Consider the following 25167-nt stretch of genomic DNA (forward strand, 5'->3'; position numbering starts at 1 on the left):
CGGGGTGATTTGGACGTGGTGATGCTTTCGCGGAGGCCAGTCATTGTTGCGGCGATGCTCGTGCTCGGGACCTTATCGGTCCGCGCGCAGCAAAGCGTCGAGTATGATGCGTGCATGGACAAGGCCGAAGGGGTGTCGACGAAGATACTCGATTGCGGCAAGACCGAAATCGATAGGTGGGACACGAGGCTCAACACCGCCTATCAAGCCCTTCTCGCCAGTTCGAAGGGCGAGGCGCACGCGCAATTGCTCAGGGAGCAGCGGGCCTGGCTGAAGCATCATCTCAGCGAAACCCATCGCCTCGCCGCGGACCCCAACAACGGCTCCGTCGCATTCCTCGACTCTCAGGCGTTCGAATTGAAGGACATCGCCGACCGCACGCTGCTTCTTGAAAAGCGTGCCAGCCGGTAGCCCGCATGAGCGAAGCGACATGCGGGATCGGGTGGTAACGTCTTGTGATGCTGGTCCCGGATGTCGCGGAGCCTGTCATCGGGCGCGCATTCGCGCGGCCCATTGGCTCATCCGCCCTACGCTTGCTGCGCGCTCATCGCTTCGGGGTGCGCCCGCGGATCCGGTCAAAGCCTTGCTTGATTGCGGCGAAGCGGGCGTCGACAATCGGCTCGAATTCGAGGTCGGTGAAGATATAGGGCCAGTCGTTTTCGATGCCTTCGCGGACGAGTTCACCGACATAGTTGGGATCGATGCCCTCAGAGACGCGTTGGCGGATCAGATTGATCTGCTCGGCAATTGGGCCCGACGTCGGCAAGGTACGGACCGCCCCCTCGAAGCGCTCGGGAAGGTTGCGCCTCGAGTTCACGATTTGCGTGCGGATGAACCCGGGACACAGCACCGATACGCCGATCCCGCGGGGTGCGAGTTCAAGCCGCAGTCCCTCGGACAGCGCGACAACGCCGTATTTTGAAACATTGTATGCGTTGCTCGCCCCTGAAATAAGACCGGCGATCGAGGCTGTGGAGACAATGTGTCCACCTTCGCCATGCTGCTCTATCAACGGCCCGAAAATCTCGATTCCCCAAATGGTCGCCATCAGGTTGACGCCCAGAGTCCAATCCCACGACGCGTCGGTCCAGGTGCCATAGGGCCCACCGCCACCAACGCCCGCGTTGTTGACGAGGATGTGCACCTTGCCGTAGCGGGCAGTCGTGGCTTCGGCGGCCGCCATGAGTTCGGTTTTGAGTGAAATGTCCGCTTTCACGCCGTCGACATCGACGTTGGTGCGCCTCAGTTGCTCGAGCGCCGCGGACAGGGCCGCTTCCTCGATATCGCAAAGCATGACCTTCGCCCCCGCCTGGGCCAAGGCGGTTGCGATTCCCAGTCCGATGCCTGATGCTGCACCGGTCACGAACGCGGTCTTTCCAGCGAGTTCCTTCACGTGCATTCTCCCCCCGCAAGCCGAGACCCTTGCCCCCAACGCCAAGTGTCTCCGGAGCGCATATGACCGCACTTTCGAGCGATTGAGAAGCGGGCCGGACGTCTGCGTCTGCGCCAGGGCGATCTGGATGCAGCGCGCAGGGCGGGCCGAGCGAAGCAAGTAGCCCGCATGAGCGAAGCGATATGCGGGATTGATCTTGCGACCTGCATGTCGGCCCCGGATGTCGCTTCGCTCATCCGGGCTACGCTTGCTGAACTTCGGACCATCTTCGAGTGGAAGACAAGAGGGCGAGGGCGATCGAGGCTGGAGCAGAACGCTCCTGAAGAGATTGAAGATGCACTACGGCTTGCGCTGATTGCGCGTAGTGAGCGAAGTGCCATTTCTGTCCTGAGAGGGCTCGCCGGAGTGGATGTCCCCGTGGCTTCTGCAATCATGACGGCCGTCGATCCGAAGCGTTACACAATTCTAGATTTCCGGGCTCTTTTTTCGCTGGGGGTCGAACGCAGCTTCAGTTCGGTCAGGTTCTACTTGACCTATTTGGCCGCGTGCCGCCGTATCGCCGCAGCCGCTGGTGTCGACCTTCGAACCTTGGATCGAGCGCTCTGGCAATATTCGAAGGAGAACCAGCGGGTACGGCGCGTCAGCGAAGCGTAATTCGTCCGACGGTGAATGGCAGATTACGCCGCCGGCTATTCTGCCCTACGCCTGCGGTATCTCAAATTTGAGAGATCTTATGGACCTTGAACTGAAGACCAGAATTCGCGCTGAATTATTCCGCTGCGCGGTTGCAGGGGAGTTTCCCACTTACGCCGAATTCTTCGGGCGAATTCATCCCGGCAAATCGATGGGCAATTTTCCATACCAGACCCATTTCAATGAAATCGCTCGGGAGGAACGTGGGCTGGGCTATCCCGACATCACATTCGTTGTAAGAGGTGCGAAAGGATACCCTCACCAAATTGACTTCCGCGATGCCCGCGGTGGTCCGGACGCGGATCAGCTTCGCAGTCTGCAAGCGGGAATCGAGGATGTGATCAGGCTCTACTCCCCGCGAAACACCACTAATCCCTATTTGTGAGCGCTCTTGATAGCGAGTAGGGCAGGCATAACCCGCCGATCGGATCGTAGGGAAATGGCGGATTATGCTTAGGCTAATCCGCCCAAGGCTTGCTGATCGGCGGTCGGACCGCGCGCCCTGAAAGAGACTTCATCAGGGTTTCGGCACGTTGAATGCCATCACTGTGGCAATAACTTCTCGGTTGGTATCGGTTGGGTTTGCGAAAATGCAGCGATACCGCGTCTCGCTTTCCTTCTGAGGCCCGCGTTTGAGGTTGGGGTGCTTGCTGATCGCGTCCTCCATTGCTTTAAGCATACCGGAGAAGTCTACATTGCGATTAAAGATGATGACCGCGGCCTTGGTGTCACGCCAGCTCAGATAATTGAGAAGTTGGGTTATAGTGTCGACGAAGGCCTTCTCGCCACCCCAGAACTTGCACTCGCCGATGAAGATGTTGCGGTCCTGGACTCGAATGAGGATGTCGGTCTTACCATTGAAGTTGAAGGTCTCGCCAGATGCGGCGCCCTCGAACTGACCATTGAGCTGGACGAGGAAGTGTTGGCGTAGAGCTTCCTCACCCATCGTTTCAAATGCCGTCGGGCTGCGCTCCATGACATGCGCCATACCGTCGATGATTTTTAGAATCTGCTCATAGGCATCTTCGTCAAGTTCCGGTTCCGGCTTGAACGGTGCAACAGCTTTGGACGCCTGAACGGCGATCTGCTTGCGCTTGACGGGCGCAACATAGGTTTTCGGCGCGTCAGTTCTTGGCTTGAGGTTGAACCCGATTGCGGCCACGGAATTGCGATCCCGCAGCACCTTCGCTTTACGAGCCTCAATCGCTGCGCGAACGACGGTCTTTAGCCGTTCGTTGAAAGGCTCGGCTGATTGCCGAAGCCACACGAGATGCTTTTCTATGTCGTCAATTGCGGTGTTGAGCGTTGTTCTTGCCTGATCGGCGTTGAGTTCAACTGCCGAGTATCTGATCACAACCGCGTCTTGGCCGACTTGACCGCGAGGCGGCATAGAATTGAACGTTGTTGGTTGGATTCGGAAGAATGACGCGTCGCCGGAAAAGGGGACCGACAACTGGATGATAGTGCCTTTAATCGTGTAGCCAGGCCTAACGCCACGCGCCCAATAGTCGTTGACGGCGATCTGCCCTTCAGAGGAATCCATCCATGCACTGTCTCGATCGAGGACAGGAATACTCAATTCTTGTTGGTGGACAATATCTGCGACTAGGTCATCAGTTGGTGTACTGAGGAGCCGGTCGTCGTTCATGCGGGAGGGAGCTTCCTCGGCCATCTGCCCTCGCGAGCGCACGACGTCGAACATACTCGTGCCGGTGAAAAGGTAATCATCCGCGCCGTGGTACTGATTTCGCATGTGGCCCTGTCAACTAGCGTTGATCGGCGACGGCTTGAAGTTGGGCATTCGTCCATCGTCTTCGATACGAGATTCACGGTTCGTTCGTTCTAGAGATTTCGCGACGAAGCCTAAGCCCGCCGCGAAATCTCTGACTTTCTGGCGGATCCAAGCCCCCGATCTGGGCCAGGCGTCACGCCTTTGTGGTTCGTCACAACACTTGAGACAAGCTTACCGCGCCTGATGGGGGCCGTAGGGACATTTCTTCGGCGGCGCCTATCCAATCGTTGCCGTCTAGTTTTTTACGAACACCCTGTCGTGGATCCGCAAGTATCGCACTTCATGCAGGTCCCGTTCCGCACCAGCGTGAAGTTGCCGCACTCCGAGCACATCTCGCCCTCATAGCCCTTGGCCTTGGCTTCGGCGCGGCGCTCGGCCTTGGACGGCGCGGCGGCTGCGGCGGTGCCGGGCTTGCTCCAGTTCAGGGCCTCGAGCTTCTCGGTCGGCGAGAGGTCGTGGCTGACCTCCTGCTTCAGGGCGACCGCGCCTTCGACGGTGTCGGAGGCGCCGCGCGCGGTTGCGCCGTGGGAGGCGAGCGCGGTGACGCGGTTACCGGCGGGCGCGTTGTCGGCGCCCTGGCTTACCGCGGCCGAACCGCCGCGCATGACGACGAGGTTGTCGGTGCGCGACCGGGTCAGCCCCTTCGACAGATACTTGGTGGCCTGGTGCTGGGCCGGGGCCTCATCCGGCTCCTTGCCTTCCTCGACGCCCTTGCCGAGCGCGTCGAAGCCACTCTCGTTCGGATCGACATGGGCGAGGTCGAAGCGCGCCATGTAGCTCACCGCGAGCTCGCGGAAGACATAGTCGAGGATCGAGGTCGCGTATTTGATCGAGTCGTTGCCCTGCACCGGACCCGCGGGCTCGAAGCGGGTGAAGGTGAAGGCGTCGACATACTCTTCCAGCGGCACGCCGTATTGCAGACCCAGAGATACTGCGATCGCAAAATTGTTGATGAAGGAGCGCAGCGCCGCGCCTTCCTTGTGCATGTCGATGAAGATCTCGCCGAGCCGGCCGTCGTCATATTCGCCGGTGCGCAGGTACACCTTGTGGCCGCCGACAACCGCCTTCTGGGTGTAGCCCTTGCGTCGGTCCGGCATCTTCTCGCGCTCGCGCATCACGACGATGCGCTCGACCAGCTTCTCGACGATCTTCTCCGAGACCTGGGCGGCACGCGCGGCCATCGGCTTCTCGTAGAGCGCTTCCACCGCATCGTCCTCGTCCTCATCGTCGGCGATGAGCTGCGAGTTCAGCGGCTGCGACAGCTTCGAGCCGTCGCGGTACAGCGCGTTGGCCTTCAGCGCCAGCTTCCACGACAACAGGTAGGCGGACTTGCAGTCCTCCACCGTGGCGTCGTTCGGCATGTTGATGGTCTTGGAGATCGCGCCCGAGATGAACGGCTGCGATGCCGCCATCATCCGGATGTGGCTCTCGACCGAGAGATAGCGCTTGCCGATCTTGCCGCAGGGATTGGCGCAGTCGAACACCGCGTAATCGGTTGGCTTGAGGTGCGGAGCTCCCTCCACCGTCATCGCGCCGCAGATGTGCACGTTGGCGGCCTCGATCTCGCGCTTGCTGAAGCCGACCGCCGAGAGCAGGTCGAAGCCGGGGGCTGCGATCGCTTCCGCGCCGATGCCGAGCTGGTCGCGGATGAAGTCTTCGCCGAAGGTCCACTTGTTGAAGGCGAACTTGATGTCGAACGCGGTCGGCAGTGCCTTTTCCACCTTGGCAATGGCTTCATCGGTGAAGCCTTTTGCCTTGAGGGTGGAGGCGTTGATCCCCGGCGCATTCGACAGCGAGCCGTGGCCGACGGCGTAGGCCTCGATCTCCGCGATCTCGCTCTCGCGATAGCCGAGCGCGCGCAGCGCCGAGGGCACCGCCTGGTTGATGATCTTGAAGTAGCCGCCGCCGGCGAGCTTCTTGAACTTCACCAGCGCGAAGTCGGGCTCGATGCCGGTGGTGTCGCAATCCATCACGAGGCCGATGGTGCCGGTCGGCGCCACCACCGTGGTCTGGGCGTTGCGATAGCCGTTGACCTCGCCGAGCGCCAGCGCGTCATCCCAGGCCAGCCTGGCGTGGGTGACGATGTCCTCCTGCGGGCAGGAGGCGTGATCGAGCGGCACCGGGTTGACCGACAGCGCCTCGTAACCGGCGGCGTTGCCGTGGGCGGCGCGGCGGTGGTTGCGGATCACGCGCAGCATGTGCGCGGCGTTCTTCTTGTAGCCCGGGAAGGTGCCGAGCTCGGCCGCCATCTCGGCCGAGGTCTTGTAGGAGATGCCGGTCATCACAGCGGTCAACGCGCCGCACAGCGAGCGGCCTTCCTTCGAGTCATAGGGCAAGCCCATGGTCATGAGCAGGCCGCCGATGTTTGCAAAGCCGAGGCCGAGCGTGCGGAATTCGTAGGAGAGTTCGGCGATCGCCTTCGACGGGAACTGGGCCATCATGACCGAGATTTCGAGCACGATGGTCCAGAGCCGGCAGAGGTGCTCGTAGGACTCGATGTCGAACCGCTTGGTGGTGGTGCTGTAGAACGTCAGCAGGTTGGCCGAGGCGAGGTTGCACGCCGTGTCGTCCAGGAACATGTATTCCGAGCACGGATTGGACGCGCGGATGTCGCCGGACGCCTTGCAGGTGTGCCAGTCGTTCATCGTGGTGTTGAAGTGCAGGCCGGGATCGGCGCTCGCCCAGGCGGCGTAGCCGATCTTCTCCCAGAGGTCGCGGGCCTTCAGCGTCTTCGTCACCTTCTTCGTGGTGCGGCCGACGAGATTCCAGTCGCCGTCGGTTTCCACCGCGCGCAGAAAATCGTCCTTCAGCGACACCGAATTGTTGGAGTTCTGGCCGGAGACGGTGAGGTAGGCCTCGGAATCCCAGTCGGTGTCGTAGGTGTCGAACGAGATGTCCTTGTAGCCCTGCTTGGCGAACTGGATGACGCGCTTGATGTAGTTGTCCGGCACCAGCGCGCGGCGCGCGAGCTTGATCTCGCGGCGCAGGGCCGGGTTCTTCTCCGGATCGAAGCAGTCGTCGCCAGAGCCTTCGCAGTTGACGCAGGCCTTCATCACGGCCTTGAGGTGCTTCTGGTTGATCTTGGAGCCGGTGACGAGCGCTGCAACCTTCTGCTCCTCCTTCACCTTCCAGTCGATATAGGTCTCGATATCGGGGTGATCGGCATCGACCACGACCATCTTGGCGGCGCGGCGGGTGGTGCCGCCCGACTTGATCGCGCCCGCGGCGCGGTCGCCGATCTTGAGGAAGCTCATCAGGCCGCTTGAGCGGCCGCCGCCGGACAGCTTTTCGCCTTCGCCGCGCAGGCTCGAGAAGTTGGAGCCGGTGCCGGAGCCATATTTGAACAGGCGCGCCTCGCGGACCCAGAGGTCCATGATGCCACCCTCGTTGACGAGGTCGTCGCCGACGCCCTGGATGAAGCAGGCATGCGGCTGCGGATGCTCATAGGCCGACTTCGACTTGGTGAGCTTGCCGGTCTTCCAGTCGACGTAATAGTGGCCCTGGCCGGGGCCATCGACGCCGTAGGCCCAGTGCAGCCCGGTGTTGAACCATTGCGGCGAGTTCGGCGCGACCATCTGTTTTGCGAGCTGGAAGCGGAGCTCGTCGAAGAAGGCGAGGGCGTCTTCTTCCGTGGAGAAGTAGCCGCCCTTCCAGCCCCAATAGGTCCAGCAGCCGGCGAGGCGATCGAACACCTGCTTGGCCGAGGTCTCGCCGACGATGCGCTCGTTCTCCGGCAGGAGGCCAAGCGCCTCGGTGTCCGGCACCGAACGCCACAGCCAGGACGGCACGGTCTCTTCCTCGACCTTCTTCAGGCGCGCGGCAACGCCCGCTTTACGGAAATACTTCTGCGCCAGTACGTCGGAGGCGACCTGCGACCAGAACTCCGGAACCTCCACGTTCTCGGCGCGGAACACGACCGAGCCGTCCGGATTGCGGATCTCTGATGTGGTCAGGCGGAAATTGATCCCGGCATAGGGAGATTGTCCGCTGGTGGTGTTGCGTCGTTCGATTCGCATGGTCGAGCCCCGTCTCTTCTTCTGCCCGGCCCCACGTTTCCCCGCAGGTGCCGGAATGTTGTCTGTTCGCGGACTTCGGAACACGCGTCAGCACGCCTCCCGTCATCCGCAGCTCAGCCGGTGGATCCGGCCTGTTTTCTCTCATCCGCTGGGCACCGGTATGACCGGTCCTGCGGCGGCATCGTCCCGGCGCGGCGCCCGACTGGTCGGGTGCTCCGGGTCATGCATTCAACGCCCCAAAACGCTTCACGCGACACGTCACGCGTACGCTTCTTCCGGGCCAGTTGCGGCCTCTGTTTCCGGGTCCTTCGCGGCCCGTTCTGTCGCTCCGACGGCGGCCCAAAATCAGGGCAGAGAAGCCCTTCACCCGCGGCCCGAAGGCCTGGCGGAGTGGTCATTTTGGAACCCTTGTGGGAGCGACCGGCGGGGACCCAAACACACTCGCGCCGAACAGGTTGAAAGCTAGGCCATGTCCGTCACGCCCGTCAAGGACTAGTACGAGTTTCTGAATCAAACACTAAATATGGTGGAAAGAGGGGGATAACAGGGGTCGGTGCCGCGCCTGTGATCGAGCCAACTATCGGTGAGTCCTCAGGGATTCCCAAGCCAAAAATATTCCTATCGCCTGTGGATCGGAGCTTCGCCCCGCTGTTCACAGGCGAAGTTTTTATTCGCGGTCCCGGATTGAATTTTGGGGACTCACGTAGGCCTACGGGCAAAGTACGGATCAGGCATGTCAGAGCCGTGATGGTCGGGCGACAAAATCGCGGGCAAGGTGAGGCCGACTCACATCCTTTTCACACCCTCGCCGGGTTCCATGACAGTCCAGAAGCCTCAAGCGCGGCCGCGCCTTGCGCCCGCCGGCCTGATGTTCCTCGCCATCACCTCGGTGGGCTGGGGGTTCAACTGGCCGTCCACCAAGTTCCTGCTCGGCGAGCTGCCGCCGCTGACCTTGCGCGGCACCACCGGGGTGATCGGCGCCGTGCTGCTGGCGGCGCTGGCGCTGATCCGCGCCCAGAGCCTGCATGTCGAGAAACGGCTGTGGCCGCGGCTCGTGCTCTACGCGGCGCTCAACGTCACCGGCTGGATGGTGCTGATGGGGCTGGCGCTGCTCTGGCTGCCGGCGAGCGAGGCCGCGCTGATCGCCTACACCATGCCGGTATGGGCCTCGCTGCTGGCCTGGCCGGTGCTCGGCGAACGGCCGACGCTGCCGCGGACCATCGCGCTGGTGATGGCCTTTGCAGGCCTCGCCGCGATCATGGGCGGCAGCGGCATCACCGCAAGCAAGGAGAAGCTGCCGGGCATCATCATGGCGCTCGGCGGCGCCTTCGGCTTTGCGCTCGGCACCGTGCTGGCGAAGAAATATCCGCTGGTGATGCCGCCGATCCCGGCCGCGGCCTGGCAGATCGGCCTCGGCTGCGTGCCGATCGCGATCGTCGGCCTCCTGATCGAGACCACGCATGTCGACCGCATCACGACGGTCGGCTGGTGGCTCTTGGTCTATTCGACGCTGATCCAGTTCTGCGTCGCCTATGTCGCGTGGTTTGCCGCGCTCGCCCGCCTGCCGGCCTCGGTCGCGGCGATCGGCACCATGGCGGTGCCTGTCATCGGCGTGGTGGCCTCCGCGGTCGCGCTGCACGAGCCGCTGGGGCCAAGCCAGATCGTCGCGCTGCTGTTCACGCTCGCCGGCGTCGCGCTGGCGACGAGGTAGCGATGGACTCCACCTCGCCCCGCTTGCGGGGAGAGGTCGGATCGCATCGCCAGATGCGTTCCGGGTGAGGGGGAGTCTCCGCAGACGCAGCTAGCAGCGAATACGCGGAGACGGCCCCTCACCCCAACCCTCTCCCCGCAAGAGCGGGGCGAGGGAGCAAAGCGCCGTTGTGGTTGCTACCCGACCTCATCCATCGCGCTGGTCTAGCTCACATCACTCGCCGAGCGCCTGCTGCAGCATGCTGGCGAGCTGCGCCTTGCGGTAGGGTTTGGCCAGCAGCAGCACGCCCTCGTCGAGGCGGCCGTGATGCACGATCGCGTTCTCGGTGTAGCCCGAGGTGTAGAGCACCTTGATGCCGGGGCGGCGTTTCTGCACCTCGTCGGCGAGCTGGCGGCCGTTCATGCCGCCGGGCATGATCACGTCGGTGAACAGGAGGTCGAACTTCTCGCCCTTGTCGATCAGCGCCAGCGCGGCGCGGGCGTCGGGCACGGCGATGGTCTTGTAGCCGAGCGCGCCTAGCTGCGTGACGACGTAGTTGCGCACCAGCTGGTCGTCTTCCACCACCAGGATGACTTCGCTGCCGCGCCGCACCGGCTCCGGCGGGGGCGCCTCGACCTCGACCTGGCCGCGGGCAGGGGGCAGATAGAGCTTGATCGTGGTGCCGTGGCCTTCCTCGCTGTAGATCTTGATATGTCCGCCGGACTGCTTGACGAAGCCGTAGACCATGCTCATGCCGAGGCCGGAGCCCTTGCCGACTTCCTTGGTGGTGAAGAACGGCTCGAACACCTTGTCCTGCACCGCGTGCGACATGCCGGTGCCGGTGTCGCTGACCGCGAGCAGCACGTAGCGGCCCGGCGTGATGTCGGGATTGACAGCCGCATAGGCGTCGTCGAGCACGATGTTGCTGGTCTCGAACAGCAGCTTGCCGCCGTTCGGCATCGCGTCGCGGGCGTTGATCGCCATGTTGAGCAGCGAGTTGGCAAGCTGCGACGGATCGATATGGACGCTGGCGACATCGGGCGCCAGCACCGAATTGATCTCGATCTGCTCGCCGAGCGTCGGCCGGAGCAGCTTGGCGATGTCGACCACGGTGCCGTTGATGTCGACGGTGCGCGGCTCCAGCGGCTGGCGGCGCGCGAAGGCGAGCAAATGCTGGATCAGCTCGCGGCAGCGCTCGGCGGCGCGGTCGATCAGCTCGGCGGTTTTCGCGAGCTGCGGCTGGGCGCGCAGGCTGTCGACCAGCGTCTCGGTGGTGCCGGTGATGACCGTCAGCATGTTGTTGAAGTCGTGCGCGACGCCGCCGGTCAGCTTGCCGATGGCGTCGAGCTTCTGCGCCTGCTGCAGCTTGTGCTCGGTTTCGCGCGAGGCGGTGATGTCGTGATAGATCAGCGCCGCGCCGGTGATGGTGTCGTCGCTGTCGCGCAGCGGCCGGCCCGACACCACGAGGTGGATCTCCGGCGCGCCGCGCACCGGCTTGGCGACGAATTCCAGCCCGTCGAATTCCTCGCCGCGCAGCGTCCTGGCCGACGGCATGTCGTCGGCCTGCATCGGCGTGACGCCGTCGGACTGGAACACGTTGCTCATGGCGCGCAGCTGCCGGACCGTCATGCCCGGCTTGTAGCGCAGCATCTTCTCGGCGGCCGGGTTCGACAGCAGCACGGTGCCGGCGCTATCGATCACCAGCACCGCCTCCGCCATGGTGCGGAAGGTGGTTTCCATCACCGACGTGGAACGGCGGAGCTCCTCGAGCGCGGCGCCGAGATCCTTGGTGCGATCGGCGACCTTGCCCTCGAGCGACAAATTGGTCGCCTTGGTCGCGCTGAGCGCGCCCTGCAGTTCGCGGCTGGCGCGCCGCGCCGTCAGCGTCAGCGCGATCGCGAGCAGCAGGATCATCGCCACGCCGGCGAGGTCGATCGCCAGCAGCAGGCGTCCGTAGGTCTTCGATTGTCCGGTGCGAAGCCCGAGCACGCGGCGCTCTTCGGTGACGAGTCGCTCGAGCGCCGCGCCGACCTTGTCCATCAGCGCGCGGCTCTCGCCTGCGGACATCAGCGCCGCGGCGCCGGCCGTGTCGCCCGCGCTGCGCAATCTGATCAGCTCGGCGCCGAGCGCAATGCCGCGGTCGACCTGAGTCTTGGCGCCCGCGAGCAGCTGCGCCTCCTCGGGCGCCGTCTTCACCGCCGCCATCAGGCTGTCGAAAGCCGAAGTGAGGGCGGCGCTCTGCTCACGGAATTCGTCGGCGAAGGAGGCGTCGCCTGTCAACGCGAATGCGCGCGCCGCGCTTTCGACACCCCGCGGCAACGGCCGGGTGTCGGAAATCCGCTTGAGGATCCCGAGCGTGCGATCTGCCGAATCAATCTCTTTGCGCGACTTGACGTCCAATCCGATCGACGCCGCGCTGATGACGAGGAGGATCGCAAGGCCGCTGCCGAGAATGAGACGCTGGGAAGCCATCGACGATTAGTACGAGCAATTATTTCGAAAGACGAGCGGAAGGTGCATACTTCGCAAGACATTCGTTAACGGCGGCAATCAGCGCCTGCGGGGTGAACGGCTTGCGCAGGCAGGCGGACGCGCCGAGCTCGATCGTCATCCGCAGGAAGTCCGGCGCGCGGTCGGCATTGGCGAAGGCATAGCCCGACATCGCGATGACGGGAATCTCGGGGGCGCGCTCGTGGAAGACGCGGATCGCCTCGAAACCGCGCATATGCGGCATGAAGACGTCGACCAGCATGACGTCGAAGGTGGCCTGCTCCAGCGCGCGCATGCCGGCTTCACCGCCATCGGCGACGGTGACCTCGAAGCCCTGGCGTTGCAGACACACCTCGATGGCAACGCACACCATCGGGTCGTCATCAACCACGAGAACGCTCGGCACGATGCATCCTCTTTCTAACGGCCTCGCGTGCCGGCGACTCGCTTGGCCTGTTCGTCAATTAAGGCGGAACCTAGACGGAAAGTCTGTATCATAGAATGCATATGCTGTTTGCTGACAAGCGGATTTCCAGCTAGCCGTGACACATCACCTGTATTTGTCCATCCCCTTTACGACAGGTCCATGACCGCAGTTCCCGTCGCCGGCCGCGCCCCGCTGTCACCGCTTGGCCTCGCATTCCTGGTGGTCGCCTCGATCGGCTGGGGACTCAACTTCCCGATCATGAAGTTCCTGCTCACGGAGTGGCCGCCGCTGTCCTCGCGCGGGCTGTGCGGCGTGGTCGGCGCGGTTGCGCTCGGCCTGGTCGCGCTGGTGTGGGGACAGACGCTGCGCGTGCCTGACGGCATGTGGTTGCGGCTCGCTCTGGTGTCGACGCTGTCGATCGGCGGCTGGGTCGCGTCCATGGGCCTCGCGCTGATCTGGCTGCGGGCCAGCGAGGCGGCCGTGCTCGGCATATCGATTCCGGTGTGGGTCGCGCTGGTGGCCTGGCCGGTGCTCGGCGAGCGCGTGTCGCTGCCGCGCGCGCTTGCACTTGCGGTGGCGCTCGCCGGGATCGCGGCGCTGATCGGCGGCGGCGGCATCGACGCAAGCCTTGGCAAGCTGCCGGGGATTCTGTTCGCGCTCGCCGGCGCGCTCTGCGTCGGGCTTGGCACGGTGCTGACCAAATCGTTCAAGCTCGCGATGCCGCCGCTGTCGCTCGCGGCCTGGCAGCTTGCGATCGGCTGCGTGCCGATCGCGATCATCGGCATCATGATCGAGCAGCCGCAGCTCGCCGCGCTGTCGCAGTTCGGCTGGGCGTCGATGATCTACATGACGCTGATCCAGTTCTGCCTTTGCTATGTCTGCTGGTTTGCTGCGCTCGAGCGATTGCCGGCGGCGACCGCGTCGATCGGCACGCTGCTGGTCCCCGTCGTCGGCGTGCTCGCGGCAGCGGCGATGCTGCGCGAGCCGCTCAGCGCGAGCGATATCGCAGCGCTCGTGGTGACGTTCGCGGCCGTCGCGGTCGCCTTGCGCACATAAGACTTGCGTACATGAAAAAAGGGCGGCGCTGGCGCCGCCCTTTTGCAATCAAGAATTCAGGCCTTCATTACGGGCAGGGATGCCGCCGGCCGTCATAGCCGAGATAGGTGCCCGAGGCCGGATCGTAGGACCTGTAGCGCTGCGCGCAGTAGCTGGCGCCGCCGCCACTCGGCACCTCCACGGCAACAGACGGTTCATCGTAATAGCCGTAGCTGTCGTCATAATAGCCGGGGCCGTAGCCATAGCCGGAGCCGTAATACGCGCCCGAAGCGAGGGCGCCGCCGACGACCGCACCGGCCACCGCGCCGGGCCAGAATCCGCCGCCACGATGGTAACCGCCGTGCCAGCCGCCACCGCCGCGCCAACCGCCGCCGCCACCACCGGCCCAGTGACCGCCGCCACCGCCGCCGTGCCAGCCGCCGCCACCGCCGCCCATGGCACCTCCGCCTCCGCGGCCGCCGCCGCCAAAGCCACCACCACCACCGCCACCAACGTGGCCACCGCCGCCGCCCATCGCGCCCATCTGTGCGGCAGACTGGGCGAACGAAACGGTCGGCGCCACAGCCAGCGGCAGCGCAAGCGCCAGAGCCGCGGCGGTGCTCAGAACCTTCATATTGATCATTTTGGACTCCATCAAACGGTGAATGTCTAACCATCTCTGTGGTCGGACGTTCCCGTGCTCCACATTGATTGTGGGTCATCTTCGCGTAGCCGGCGGCTCATGTATGGCAGCTGAACAAAACTCCTCGTGAGCGCGTCATTTGGTCGCCAAATGGGAGCATAAACCGGGAGCTGTCCGAGGGGTGCGGGGCTACCTTGGCGGCGGCTGGACATTTGGGGAATGAGGTGGCATCAGAGCCGCATAGCCTCGAACCGACGACCGGCCACGCATGAAACAATTCCTGCTGAAATTCTTCACCTGGTGGAATGGCCAGACCTTTGGCACGCAATTGTGGACCTCGCGATTCGGCGAACTGGTCGGCGAGGACGAGCAGGGCAACCGCTATTACCGCACCAAGGGCGGTGAGATCGATCCGACGCTGCATTTTGAGCGCCGATGGGTGGTCTACAACGGTTACGCCGAAGCCTCCCGCATTCCGGCCGGCTGGCACGGCTGGCTGCATCACACCGTCGATGTGCCGCCGACCGAGGAGAGCTACCAGGCGCGCGAATGGGAGAAGCCGCATCTGCCGAACCTGACCGGCACCGCACAGGCTTACCGCCCGTCCGGCTCGACGCTGGCGAGCGGCCGCCGCCCCAAGGCGACCGGCGACTATCACGCCTGGACGCCGGGAAGCTGACTTTCACGCATTGTTGTTCTGACCTGCACGTGCGTAACGACGCGCGTGCATCGCACACGCGCCCGGCAGCGCAAGCGCGCCTGTGAACAACGGTAACAGCGGGGACAGATCGGCTGCAGCCGATGCTGCCCGCTTGCGCCGGGCGCGGGTTCGCGGCTCAATAGGGCCATCTTACGGAGATGGGAAACCATCGCGTCGGATCGGGCTCCAGATCGCGACTGTCCCGATATGCAGCGGCCTCCGAGTTGGATGCGGCCGGGAGATAGGCCCCCGGTACAGACGTCCTGAAATCGCCCGCAAATGTGAGGCTACCGTGAGACAGGAAGGGCCGCTCGGGAAACCGGGCGGCCTTTTTCTTTGCGACGATCAGGTCAGGACAGCCGTGCCGCGGCACGGCCCATCAAGTCGGCGCGGCGCGCCTGCGACGGCGCGATCCGCTCTTTCATGAAAGCGAGAATCTCGGCCGGTGCGGTATCCGGCGAGCCCGCGTTGAACGGCGGGGCCGGGTTGTATTCGAGCCTGAGCTGGATCGCTTCCGCGGTCTTGCGGTCGACGAGCTCCGACACCAGCGTCAGCGCGAAGTCGATGCCCGCGGTGACGCCGCCGCCGGTGAAGCGATTGCGGTCGACGCAGACGCGCGTCCTGGTCGGAATGGCCCCGAAGCCCGACAGGAAATCAATCGAGCTCCAATGCGTGGTGGCGCGATAGCCCTTGAGCAGGCCGGCCGCGCCGAGCACCAGCGATCCCGTGCAGACCGACGTGACGTATTTCGCACCCTCGGCCTGCTTGCGCAGGAAGGCCAGCATCTCCTCGTCGCCGACCATGTCGTCGGTGCCGAAGCCGCCGGGCACGCAGATCACGTCGAGCTGCGGGCAATCGGCAAAGGTCGTGGTCGGCGTCAGGACCATGACGGAATCAGTCGGAACGGGTTCGATGCGTTTCCAGATCAAATGGACCTTGGCGCCGGGGACCGAGGAGAACACCTGCAGCGGACCGGTCAGGTCGAGCTGGGTCACCTTCGGGAAGACGAGCAATCCAATCTGCAGGGGTTCGGTCATCGGGGGCTCCAAATAGCGCTTGACGGAACCACGATGTCATGATGGCCTCTCGTCCAAAATGGCGTATTTCCCTCATTTTCGGACGCAGGTCTCCTGAAGCAAGGCTCCCGAGAGACGCAAGGCTCCTGAGAGAGGATCGCCAAGAAAGTAACGTCACCTGCGAGGATTTGGCGATGATCGGCATCCTGATCTTTCCCGACTTCCAGCTGCTCGACGCGGCCGGGCCGATCGCGGCCTTCGAGATCGCGGCGCGCTTCGCCAACAACGCGCCGGCGATCAGGACGCTTGCGGTGAAGGCAGGACCGGTGCGCTCTTCGTCCGGTGTCGAGATGCTCGCGCGCGGCCTCAAGCCAGCGACGGCGATCACCACGCTGATCATTGCGGGCGGCAACGGCGTGCGCACGCCGGCGACTTGTCCAGCCACGCTGTCATTCGTGCGGCGGATGGCCGGCCGTGGCATTCGCGTCGCCAGCGTCTGCTCGGGCGCCTATGTGCTGGCCGAGGCGGGCCTGCTCGACGGCCGCCGCGCCACCACGCATTGGCAGCGCACGCCGCATTTCGTGAAGACCTATCCGAAGATCAAGCTCGAGCCGGACCAGATCTTCGTGCGTGACGGCAATATCTGGAGCTCGGCCGGCATCACCGCCGGCATCGACCTCGCGCTCGCGATGATCACCGAGGACTATGGCGACGAGGTCGCGCAGAACACCGCGCGGCAACTCGTGCTGTATCATCGGCGCAGCGGCGGGCAGTCGCAGTTTTCCTCGCTGCTGGAATTGAAGACGCCGAACGGCCGGTTCGGGCCGCTGCTCGCCTGGGCACGCGAGCATCTCGATGCGCCGCTGACGGTCGAGGACCTCGCCGACAAGGCCGGGATGAGTTCGCGGCATTTCACCCGCGCCTTCATCGCGGAGACCGGCACGACGCCATCGAAAGCGGTCGAGCGGCTCAGGATCGAAGTCGCGCGGCAGCGCGTGCAATCGTCGGGCGAGGCGATCGAGCGCGTCGCCGAGATCACCGGCTTCCGCGATCCCGAGCGGATGCGCCGCGCCTTCATCCGCGCCTTCGGCCAGCCGCCGCAATCGTTGCGGCGTGCGGCGCGGGCAGGGTAGGCGCGTTTGGGACAAGCTCGTTGTCCGATTTCACTCGATCCATCTCGTCTTTGCAGTGATGAACCTGGCGAGGGTTCCCGTGACCCACGTTAAGTGGGCATTGGGGACCCGAGGAGGTTCTAATGACAAAGCATCGAACGATTACCGGGTTCGTGGCTGTCGCCCTGCTGGCTGTCACCGCGACCGCCGCGACCATCAAGTCGCACGCGCCCCGGACCGACGGCATTGCCGTCGCCGGCACGGACTCGCTCCCGGCCAAGGATTTCAGCGACCGCTGGTCCGCGATATCCGATTTGCCTCCGGCGACGGACATGACCGGGCGTGCCGCTGACGCGCGCTGAGGTCATGGACAAAGGTCCGGCCCGTTCGAGCACGCGACCCGTGCTGAGATCACTCGCCTCGCAACAAAAAAGCCCCGCCGAAGCGGGGCAAGATGTTGAACGACTTAGTCTTGAGCGACTTGGTCTTGAATAGAACTAACGGTTCCGCCGCGCCGGAATAGCGCAGTCATTCACCAATACAGGATCAGCCCACGATCGCAGAGATCCACGGATGCTCTGATCGGGAAACGGGCTTCAACCGAAAAATCACTGGCCCAATGTATCGGTTGCGATCTTCTTCTTGAGTGCTTCGCAGGTATCCCTGACCTCCGCGGTCATCAACGAGACGGCTTCGATCTGCAGGAAGAAACGCTTGCCCTGATCGCGGTAACCGGCAGCGAACTCCTTGATCTCCGCGATCATGTCATGAACGCCTGCGACCATGACCTCGCAGTTCTTGGCGGCCAGTTGCAGTTCCGATCCAAGGGCCTCGATCTCTTTCACCGCCGCTTCATATTCGCGCACGACCGCCTCGGCCGACAGCTTGCCCACCTCGTTGACGCCGTTGCGATGCTCGACGTAGTCCGGCATCGGCGAGAGGGGCCGGATGTTGCTGCGTGGTCGATGCGAAGTCACCGTGTTGATTTCGTCCTCCATCTGCTCCGACGGAGCGCGGGCGAGGACTTCTGCACTAACACTCATGCGAACTCTCCATAACTTGTTACGGCGAATGGAGTTTAGCAATGTCAACGGAATTGTCTCGATTTTCCACAGTTTTGAGGCAAGCGCAATTGTGCACTGCAGCATTGTGTTGCGTCAATGTGGCGCGTCGGGGTGCCAGCCAAGCAGGGCGAGCATCACGAAGAAGCCGACGACATAGGCCGCCATGATCGGCCAGCCCTGGGTGATCCAGCGGACCACCGATTTGGCTTCCGGGTACATGTTGGACACCGCAACGCCCGCCGACGAGCCGAACCAGACCATCGACCCGCCAAAGCCGACCGCGTAGGCGAGGAAGCCCCAGTCATAGCCGCCTTGCTTCAGCGCCAGCGCGGTCAGGGGAATATTGTCGAACACCGCCGAGACGAAGCCGAGCCCGAGCGCGGTCTGCCACGATGCGGCAGGCAATTTTTCGACCGGCATCATCGAGGCCGCCGTCACCAGCGCGAGCAGGAAGACGGTGCCCTTCAGCGTCTCGGGCATCACCGACCAGTCCGGCCGCCGCAGCACCGAGGTGACCAGGATCGCGGCCCAGACCGCGAGCCCGAGCACGGGCAGCGTATCGAGCAGCGCGGGGAACTTCAGGTTGGCCGTCACATTGGCCGTCAGCGCGGCGAGCAGGATCACGGCCACGATCGCAACCCGCGCCCAGTCGATTCTGAGGCCGGACGGTGCATCCTTCACGATCGGGGAAAAGCGGTGCTGTTGCAGGGAGGCCGGCACCGCAAACACCAGCATCGCGACGATGGCTGCGACATATGCCTCCACGACCGTGAGCGGGCTGATGCCGTCGATCCACATCATCGTCGTCGTGGTGTCGCCGACGACGCTGCCGGCGCCGCCGGCATTCGATGCGGCGACGATGGCCGCGAGATAGCCGATATGGACGCGGCCTCGGAACACGTGGCGGGCCACGGTGCCGCCGATCAGCGCGGCCGCGATATTGTCGAGGAAGCCCGACAGCACGAACACGATGACCAGCAGGATCAGTCCGCCCTTCCAGTCATCGGGCAGCAGCGCCGGCATCTCGTCGGGAATGCGGCTCTCCTCGAAATGGCGCGACAGCAGCGCAAAGCCCATCAGGAGCAGGAACAGGTTGGCGAGCGTGACCCACTCATGCTCCATGTGATGCGCAAGACCGGGCAGGCCCGCGCCGAATTTCGCAAAGCCCGCGAACAGCAGCTTGTAGGCGACGATCGCGGCAAGGCCCGTCAGCGCCACCGCGAGCGTGTGGTGATGGAAGATCGCGACGCCGAGCAGCGTCAGCGCGAACAGGATGAAATCGAGCGGGATACCGTAGACGAGGAGTGGCGTGAGCAAGACGATCTCGATGGCTGGAGTGCCCGGCGGCGTGAAGCGCTGACGGCGGCACTATCGCGCGGCGTGGGGAACTTCAAGGCGCGCTAACGCCGCAACGGGCTCGCGAGCCCCGATCGGGGAATGACGCCAGGCACGTCGCCGCCGATCCGATTGCTTAGCCCAGCGTCTTCAGCCAGGCGCTGATCTCGGTCACCGCGATATTGGCCTGATTGAGCAGCTTGCCCATGGTGAAGAAGCCGTGGAACTGGCCGGGGAAATGCCGGTAGGTCACCGGCACGCCGGCGTCCTTGAGGAATTTCGCATACTCGTCGCCTTCGTCGCGGAGCGGATCGGCGCCGGCGGTCAGCACATAGGCCGGCGGCAATCCGGCAAAGTCCTTCGCGCGCGCCGGCGAGGCACGCCAGTCGTTGTTGTCGGCGTCGCCGAGATAATGGTTGGCGAACCAGCCGATCACCGAGTGCGTCAGGAGGATGCTGGTCTCTGGCTCGCGGTGTGAGGGATGCTTCCGCGAGAAATCGGTCGCGGGATAGATCAGCAGCTGGGCCGCGAGCTTCGGCCCGCCGTCGCGGGCGGTGAGGGCGACCACGGCCGCGAGGTTGCCGCCGGCGCTGTCGCCGCCGACGATCAGGCGCGCGGCGTCGATGCCGAGATCCCCGGCATTGGCGGCGACCCATCGGGTAGCGGTGACGGCGTCATCGACCGCGGCAGGGAAACGATGCTCGGGCGCGAGGCGATAATCGATCGAGATCACGATCAGCTCGCCCTCATGGGCAAGCTTCTGGCAAACCACCTCATGGGTATCGAGATCGCCGATCACCCAGCCGCCGCCGTGGAAGAACACCAGGCAGGGCGCGAGCCCGTCTTTCTTGCGCAGCGTGTTCGGCGTGTAGATGCGGGCAGGGATCGTGCCGTGCGGCGCCGGGATCGCGAGCGGCTTGCTCGATTGCAGCGCGGGCGGCTCGGGATTGGAGACGACGCGGGCGGCTCGATAATAGTCGCGCGCTTCCGGCGCGGTCAGCGTCTCATAGGCGGGACGGCCGGCCTCCTGGAACGCCTTGTAGACGGCAGCGGCATCGGGATCGAGAGCGACGGGCATTGGGAGGACCTTCTTTTGGTGATGTCATTCCGGGGCGATGCGAAGCATCGAACCCGGAATCTCGAGATTCCGGGTCTGGTGCTTGCGCACCATCCCGGAATGACGGTTGTGTCAGGCGGCGGTGCGGCCGCCGTCGACGGTGTAGGCGGAGCCGGAGACGTAGCTCGCCTCGTCGGAGGCAAGGAAAGCGACGACGGAGGCGACCTCGCTTGCGAGACCGAGCCGGCGCGCCGGGATGCGGTCGACGATCTTCTCGATCGGCGGCGGCGCGTTGCCGCCGGAGCGGCCCTGCAGGATCGTGCTCAGCATCCGGCTCTCGATCATACCGGGGCAGACGCAATTGACCCGCACGCCGGTGCCGGTGCATTCCCAGGCCGCGCTCTTGGTCAGCCCGATCACCGCGTGCTTGCTCGCGCTGTAGACCGCGATCATCGGCGATCCCACGAGGCCGGCGATCGAGGCGGTGTTGATGATGCTGCCCTTGTTCTGCTTCAGCATGACAGGCAGCACATGCTTCATGCCGAGGAAGACGCCGACGACATTGACGTCGAGCACCCGGCGAAAGCTCTCCAGCGAATATTCGGGGATCGGCCTGATGTCGCCCTCGACGCCGGCGTTGTTGTAGAAGGCATCGATGGTGCCGAAGCGGTCGACTGCGGCGCGGACATAGTCCTTGACCTCGTCCTCGTCGGTGACGTCGGCTTCGATTGCAAGGGCCTCGGCCGAGGCGGGCAGGTCCTTGATGGCGGCTTTGAGATCGGCGCCCTTGCGGTCGACTGCGACAATCCGCGCACCCCGTTCGGCGAGCAGTTGGAGCGAGGCGGTTCCGATGACGCCGGCAGCCCCGGTGACGACGGCGACCCGGCCGTCGAGCCTGATGCGATCGGGCATGGTGGGTTTCCTCTGGCTGGTCCGGTTCGATCCGGATTTTCCTGGTTTTCACGCGTGGCCGCGTGCCTTCAGCGTGAGGACTATCACACGTGTTCCCAGGAGTGACCAGAGGCTGCCCAGTCGACCGGGGAGAGGTGGCCGGGTGCCCTTTCCCCGCCGTATTCGGCGTGTTAACCGGTGGCCTGCGAGCGGCCGATATCAAGGTAGACTGTCGCGAGCCCGATTCGCCCTTTAAAGCCGCGCGAGATGCTTCGAACCGTTGCCCTGACTGGCTTTGCGGCCCTGGTTGCCGCCTCAACCATCTCGCTTGCGCCGCCCGCGCGCGCGCAGATCGGAACGATTTTCTCCGATCCCGCGCCGCGTCCGCCCGGCTCGATCCCGCGTGGTCAGCCGGCTCCTCCCAGCGACGACGACGAGGAAGTGCCGGAATTACCGCGCGGCCGTCTGCTGCCGACACAGCCGCGGGCGCTGCCGCCAGGCCAGGCGGTGCCGCCGCCCGGCAGCGTGCAGTCGCAGCCGCTGGCGCCGCCGCCCGGCTCGACGGTGGCTCCGCAGGGCACCCAGCCCGGTGTCGCCGTGCAGCCGCCGCAACCCGGCGGTCCCGCCGTTGCCAATACGCCGCCCGGTGCCAACCCGCTGCCGCCGGGGCAGCGTCCCAAGGGGACGCCCCAGGGCACCCCGCCGCAGACGCCTGCCACGTTGCAGCCGGGCGACGAGGTCGTGCAGGAGCCGCCGTCGACCAAGATCACCAACAAGAAGGCGAGCTTCTCCGGTCTCGACAAGATCACCGGGCGCATCATCAATTTCGACGAGGATATCGGCGAGACCGTGCAGTTCGGCGCGCTGCGGGTGAAGACCGATGCCTGTTACACGAGGCCGTCGACGGAAGCCGCCAACACCGACGCCTTTGTCGAGGTCGACGAGATCACGCTGCAGGGCGAGGTGAAGCGGATCTTCTCGGGCTGGATGTTCGCGGCGAGTCCCGGCCTGCACGGCGTCGAGCATCCGATCTACGACATCTGGCTGACCGACTGCAAAGGGCCGGATCAGACCATCGTGACCGCCGCGCCCGATCCGCCGAAGGCGCCGACGCCTCCGCCGCCGCCGGCCCAGAAGCGCGCGCCGCCGAAGCAGGCCGCGCCGCGCCCGCCGCCGCAGCCGCTGCCGCAATACCAGCAGCAGCCGCCTCCGCCGCCCCAGCAACAGCAGCGGCCGGGCGGGTTGTTCGGCGGATTGTTTGGGAACTAGCAAGCACGGCGTAGCCCGGATGGAGCGAAAGCGAAATCCGGGTTTCTCTCCGCGGAGAGACTTTCCCGGATTGCGCGGAGCCTGTCATCGGGCGCGCGTTCGCGCGACCCGTTGGCTGCATCCGGGCTACATGCACTGCTAGATCAATTGCGCTCGGCGATGATTGCCAGCGCATCGGCACCTTTGACCGGCTGGGTGGCGTCGAGCTTGCGGAAATCCGCCGGCGCGCCCGTGATCGCCTTGTCGAGCAGCGTGCGATAGCGGCGGCGCGAGATCTCGATCGCGCCGAACGTCCTCAGGTGCTCCGTCACATATTGCGTGTCGAGCAGTTCGAACCCGCCCGCGATCAGCCGCGCCACCAGATGCACCAGCGCGACCTTCGATGCATCGCGCGTGGTGTGAAACATGCTTTCGCCGAAGAAGGCGCGGCCGAGGCTGACGCCGTAGAGCCCGCCGACCAGATTGTCGTCCTGCCAGACCTCGACGCTGTGGCAATGGCCCGACGCGTACAGCCCGACATAGAGATCGCGGATGCGCCTGTTGATCCAGGTGTCGTCGCGGCCGGGCTGCGGCGCCGCGCAACCGGCGATCACGGCCTTGAACGCGGTATCGACGGTGACGGTGAAGACATCCGAGCGCACGGTGCGCGCCAGGCGGGAAGCGACGCGGAAGCCGTCGAACGGAATCACGCCGCGCAATTCCGGCTCGACCCAGAACAGGGTCGGATCGTCGGCACTCTCCGCCATCGGGAAGATGCCGCAGGCATAGGCGCGCAGCAGCACCTCGGGCGTGATCTCGGAGGAGGCGGAGTCGCGTGACGTCATAGCGCCAAGGATAGCAAAGCGCGGGCGGTCTTGCGATGGGGGCTGCCACCGGGACGCTACGTGTTGACGAAACGCGCCGGTTCCTCCACAAGCCGCGCCGTTCCGCAGCAGTTTCCCGAGACGGACTGCGCGGTCGTGCTAGATTGCAACAAAAACATGGCGGCGCTGCCGGGACACGGTGGCTTGCGCGCCCGACAATCGACACAGGTGAGGGGGACGCTGCATGAAATGGTCATGGCGGACGTTTGCGCCGCTGCTGGTCTGGCTGGTGATCTATCTGGTCCCGGTGCCTTCGGGGCTGAACGCCAACCAGTGGCACTATTTCGCGGTGTTCGCCGCCGTGATCACCGGGCTGATCCTCGAATCGATGCCGGTCGGCGCGGTCGGTCTGATCGGCCTGACGGTCGCCGGCATCGGCGGCTATGTCGAGCACGACCCGAACAAATCGCTGCGCTGGATGCTCGGCGGCTTTTCCGAGAGCACGGTGTGGCTGATCGTCGGCGCCTTCGTGTTCTCGATCGGCTATCGCAAGAGCGGGCTCGGCCGCCGGCTGGCGCTGCTCTTGGTGCGCGGCCTCGGCCGCCGCACCATCGGGCTCGGCTATGCGGTGGCGTTCTCCGATCTGGTGCTGGCGCCGGCGACGCCGTCCAACACCGCGCGCTCGGGCGGCACCATCTATCCGATCGTCAGCAATATCCCGCGCATCTACGGCTCCGAGCCCGGCCCGACCGCGGGCAAGATCGGCACCTTCGTGATGTGGACCGCGTTCGCGACCACGGCCGTCACCAGCTCGCTGTTCCTGACCGCGCTGGCGCCGAACGCCGCCGCGCTCTCGATCGCCAAGAAGCTCGTCAACATCGAGGTCGGCTGGTCGCAATGGTTCATCGGCTTCGCGCCGCTCGGGATCCTCCTGCTGCTGCTGGTGCCGCTGCTCAGCTATCTGGTCTGCCGGCCCGAGATCAAGGAGAGCCCGGAGATCGTGACCTGGAGCGAGGGCGAGCTCGCCAAGATGGGGCCGCCGTCGCGGCACGAATGGATCATGGCGGTGCTGGTGGTGCTCGCGATGTTCCTGTGGATCTGCGGCTCCAACCCCAACATCAGCGTGCCGCTGCTCGGCTCGAATTTCATCAACGCGACCACGGTCGTGTTCGTCGTGATCTCGCTGATGCTGCTGACCGGCGTGATCGCGTTCGAGGACATCGTCGCGGAGAAGAGTGCGTGGGAGGTATTTTTCTATTTCACCTCGCTGCTCACGCTGTCGTCCGGCCTCAACGAGATCGGCTTCATCAAATGGGTGGCCGAGGGTTATGCCAAGCCGCTTTCCGGCACGTCGCCGATGGTCGGGATGATCCTGCTCGTCACCTTCTTCTTCTGGATCCACTATTTCTTCTCGAGCATCACCTCGCATACCGCCGCGGTGCTGCCGGTGGTGCTCGCCGTCGGCTCCAGCATTCCCGGCCTGTCGGTGCAGACCCTGATGCTGCTCTGCGTGTATTCGCTGGGCCTGATGGGCGTGATCTCGCCCTATGCCACGGGACCGGCGCCGATGTATTACGGCAGCGGCTATATCGGCAAAGGCGACTTCTGGAAATTCGGGCTGATCTTCGGCCTGATCTACTTTGCCGGATTGTTGCTGATCGTGTTGCCCTGGTTACAAATGATCGGGTAAAATAGCCACAATCCAGCGAGAAACAGCGGCCGACCGGGAAGAGCCGCTATC

At 64.5% G+C, this 25167-nt stretch carries 22 protein-coding genes; 10 read left to right on the forward strand and 12 right to left on the reverse strand.

Annotated elements, in window-relative coordinates:
- The first annotated feature begins 15 nt into the window (after nucleotides 1-15).
- Nucleotides 16-411: a lysozyme inhibitor LprI family protein gene (locus J6525_RS26065; RefSeq protein ID WP_225646860.1), complete on the forward strand. Its 396-nt coding sequence runs from the start codon at nucleotides 16-18 to the stop codon at nucleotides 409-411.
- 133 nt (nucleotides 412-544) lie between these two features.
- Here J6525_RS26065 and J6525_RS26070 read toward each other — a convergent pair whose 3' ends face one another.
- Nucleotides 545-1393 carry an SDR family NAD(P)-dependent oxidoreductase gene (locus J6525_RS26070; RefSeq protein WP_225646808.1) on the reverse strand — a complete coding sequence of 283 codons (849 nt, stop codon included), beginning with the start codon at nucleotides 1391-1393 and terminating at the stop codon, nucleotides 545-547.
- 168 nt (nucleotides 1394-1561) lie between these two features.
- On the opposite strand from J6525_RS26070, the gene J6525_RS26075 reads away from it, so the two are divergent.
- A complete protein-coding gene (locus tag J6525_RS26075) occupies nucleotides 1562-2047 on the forward strand; it encodes a hypothetical protein (RefSeq protein ID WP_225646809.1) in 486 nt (161 codons plus the stop codon).
- A 79-nt stretch (nucleotides 2048-2126) separates the two neighbouring features.
- Nucleotides 2127-2471: a hypothetical protein gene (locus tag J6525_RS26080; RefSeq protein WP_225646810.1), complete on the forward strand. Its 345-nt coding sequence runs from the start codon at nucleotides 2127-2129 to the stop codon at nucleotides 2469-2471.
- 132 nt (nucleotides 2472-2603) lie between these two features.
- Here the strand turns inward: J6525_RS26080 and J6525_RS26085 are convergent, their stop codons facing one another.
- Entirely contained in the window at nucleotides 2604-3839 is a 1236-nt protein-coding gene (locus J6525_RS26085) for a hypothetical protein (protein WP_225646811.1), read from the reverse strand.
- Between the two features lie 281 nt (nucleotides 3840-4120).
- Nucleotides 4121-7894 carry a vitamin B12-dependent ribonucleotide reductase gene (locus J6525_RS26090; protein ID WP_225646812.1) on the reverse strand — a complete coding sequence of 1258 codons (3774 nt, stop codon included), beginning with the start codon at nucleotides 7892-7894 and terminating at the stop codon, nucleotides 4121-4123.
- A gap of 817 nt (nucleotides 7895-8711) precedes the next feature.
- Between J6525_RS26090 and J6525_RS26095 the strand changes: the two genes are divergently transcribed.
- Nucleotides 8712-9605 carry a DMT family transporter gene (locus tag J6525_RS26095; RefSeq protein WP_225646813.1) on the forward strand — a complete coding sequence of 298 codons (894 nt, stop codon included), beginning with the start codon at nucleotides 8712-8714 and terminating at the stop codon, nucleotides 9603-9605.
- A 213-nt stretch (nucleotides 9606-9818) separates the two neighbouring features.
- On the opposite strand, the gene J6525_RS26100 is transcribed toward J6525_RS26095, so the two are convergent.
- Together J6525_RS26100 and J6525_RS26105 are read right to left on the reverse strand one after the other, a co-directional pair.
- On the reverse strand, nucleotides 9819-12056 hold the full coding sequence (locus J6525_RS26100) for a CHASE3 domain-containing protein (protein ID WP_225646814.1): 2238 nt from the start codon (nucleotides 12054-12056) through the stop codon (nucleotides 9819-9821).
- Between the two features lie 19 nt (nucleotides 12057-12075).
- Nucleotides 12076-12480 carry a response regulator gene (locus tag J6525_RS26105; RefSeq protein WP_028332273.1) on the reverse strand — a complete coding sequence of 135 codons (405 nt, stop codon included), beginning with the start codon at nucleotides 12478-12480 and terminating at the stop codon, nucleotides 12076-12078.
- Nucleotides 12481-12660: 180 nt separating this feature from the next.
- On the opposite strand from J6525_RS26105, the gene J6525_RS26110 reads away from it, so the two are divergent.
- Nucleotides 12661-13557 carry a DMT family transporter gene (locus J6525_RS26110; RefSeq protein ID WP_225646815.1) on the forward strand — a complete coding sequence of 299 codons (897 nt, stop codon included), beginning with the start codon at nucleotides 12661-12663 and terminating at the stop codon, nucleotides 13555-13557.
- 67 nt (nucleotides 13558-13624) lie between these two features.
- Here the strand turns inward: J6525_RS26110 and J6525_RS26115 are convergent, their stop codons facing one another.
- The gene (locus J6525_RS26115) at nucleotides 13625-14179 is read right to left on the reverse strand and encodes a BA14K family protein (RefSeq protein ID WP_225646816.1); all 555 of its coding nucleotides are present in this window, start codon (nucleotides 14177-14179) and stop codon (nucleotides 13625-13627) included.
- 268 nt (nucleotides 14180-14447) lie between these two features.
- On the opposite strand from J6525_RS26115, the gene J6525_RS26120 reads away from it, so the two are divergent.
- Nucleotides 14448-14858 (forward strand): NADH:ubiquinone oxidoreductase subunit NDUFA12, encoded by a 411-nt coding sequence (locus J6525_RS26120; RefSeq protein ID WP_057019975.1) that lies wholly within the window; start codon nucleotides 14448-14450, stop codon nucleotides 14856-14858.
- Nucleotides 14859-15229: 371 nt separating this feature from the next.
- On the opposite strand, the gene J6525_RS26125 is transcribed toward J6525_RS26120, so the two are convergent.
- Nucleotides 15230-15916: a DJ-1/PfpI family protein gene (locus J6525_RS26125; RefSeq protein ID WP_076832220.1), complete on the reverse strand. Its 687-nt coding sequence runs from the start codon at nucleotides 15914-15916 to the stop codon at nucleotides 15230-15232.
- A 173-nt stretch (nucleotides 15917-16089) separates the two neighbouring features.
- Here J6525_RS26125 and J6525_RS26130 point away from each other — a divergent pair, with 173 nt between their 5' ends.
- Both J6525_RS26130 and J6525_RS26135 read left to right on the forward strand, forming a co-directional pair.
- Nucleotides 16090-17028, forward strand: coding sequence for a GlxA family transcriptional regulator (locus J6525_RS26130; protein WP_016844521.1), 939 nt, complete (start codon nucleotides 16090-16092; stop codon nucleotides 17026-17028).
- Between the two features lie 122 nt (nucleotides 17029-17150).
- Complete coding sequence (locus tag J6525_RS26135; protein WP_016844520.1) at nucleotides 17151-17369, forward strand: hypothetical protein; 219 nt, start codon at nucleotides 17151-17153, stop codon at nucleotides 17367-17369.
- A gap of 246 nt (nucleotides 17370-17615) precedes the next feature.
- On the opposite strand, the gene J6525_RS26140 is transcribed toward J6525_RS26135, so the two are convergent.
- The 4 genes from J6525_RS26140 to J6525_RS26155 all read right to left on the reverse strand — a co-directional run bounded on the left by J6525_RS26140 (nucleotide 17616) and on the right by J6525_RS26155 (nucleotide 21375).
- Nucleotides 17616-18155 (reverse strand): hypothetical protein, encoded by a 540-nt coding sequence (locus J6525_RS26140; RefSeq protein WP_225646817.1) that lies wholly within the window; start codon nucleotides 18153-18155, stop codon nucleotides 17616-17618.
- Nucleotides 18156-18164: 9 nt separating this feature from the next.
- Complete coding sequence (locus J6525_RS26145) at nucleotides 18165-19388, reverse strand: SLC13 family permease (protein ID WP_028332265.1); 1224 nt, start codon at nucleotides 19386-19388, stop codon at nucleotides 18165-18167.
- Between the two features lie 154 nt (nucleotides 19389-19542).
- Nucleotides 19543-20484, reverse strand: a complete 942-nt coding sequence (gene lipP1, locus J6525_RS26150) for a LipP1 family hormone-sensitive lipase (protein ID WP_225646818.1) — start codon at nucleotides 20482-20484, stop codon at nucleotides 19543-19545.
- A 111-nt stretch (nucleotides 20485-20595) separates the two neighbouring features.
- A complete protein-coding gene (locus J6525_RS26155) occupies nucleotides 20596-21375 on the reverse strand; it encodes an SDR family NAD(P)-dependent oxidoreductase (RefSeq protein WP_225646819.1) in 780 nt (259 codons plus the stop codon).
- Between the two features lie 246 nt (nucleotides 21376-21621).
- Between J6525_RS26155 and J6525_RS26160 the strand changes: the two genes are divergently transcribed.
- Complete coding sequence (locus tag J6525_RS26160; RefSeq protein WP_225646820.1) at nucleotides 21622-22623, forward strand: DUF2155 domain-containing protein; 1002 nt, start codon at nucleotides 21622-21624, stop codon at nucleotides 22621-22623.
- A 143-nt stretch (nucleotides 22624-22766) separates the two neighbouring features.
- On the opposite strand, the gene aat is transcribed toward J6525_RS26160, so the two are convergent.
- Nucleotides 22767-23447, reverse strand: coding sequence for a leucyl/phenylalanyl-tRNA--protein transferase (aat, locus tag J6525_RS26165; RefSeq protein WP_225646821.1), 681 nt, complete (start codon nucleotides 23445-23447; stop codon nucleotides 22767-22769).
- Between the two features lie 223 nt (nucleotides 23448-23670).
- Between aat and J6525_RS26170 the strand changes: the two genes are divergently transcribed.
- Nucleotides 23671-25116, forward strand: a complete 1446-nt coding sequence (locus J6525_RS26170; RefSeq protein ID WP_225162515.1) for a DASS family sodium-coupled anion symporter — start codon at nucleotides 23671-23673, stop codon at nucleotides 25114-25116.
- Nucleotides 25117-25167: the final 51 nt, after the last annotated feature.

Source organism: Bradyrhizobium australafricanum (assembly GCF_020329495.1).
GTDB classification, from domain to species: Bacteria; Pseudomonadota; Alphaproteobacteria; order Rhizobiales; family Xanthobacteraceae; genus Bradyrhizobium; species Bradyrhizobium australafricanum.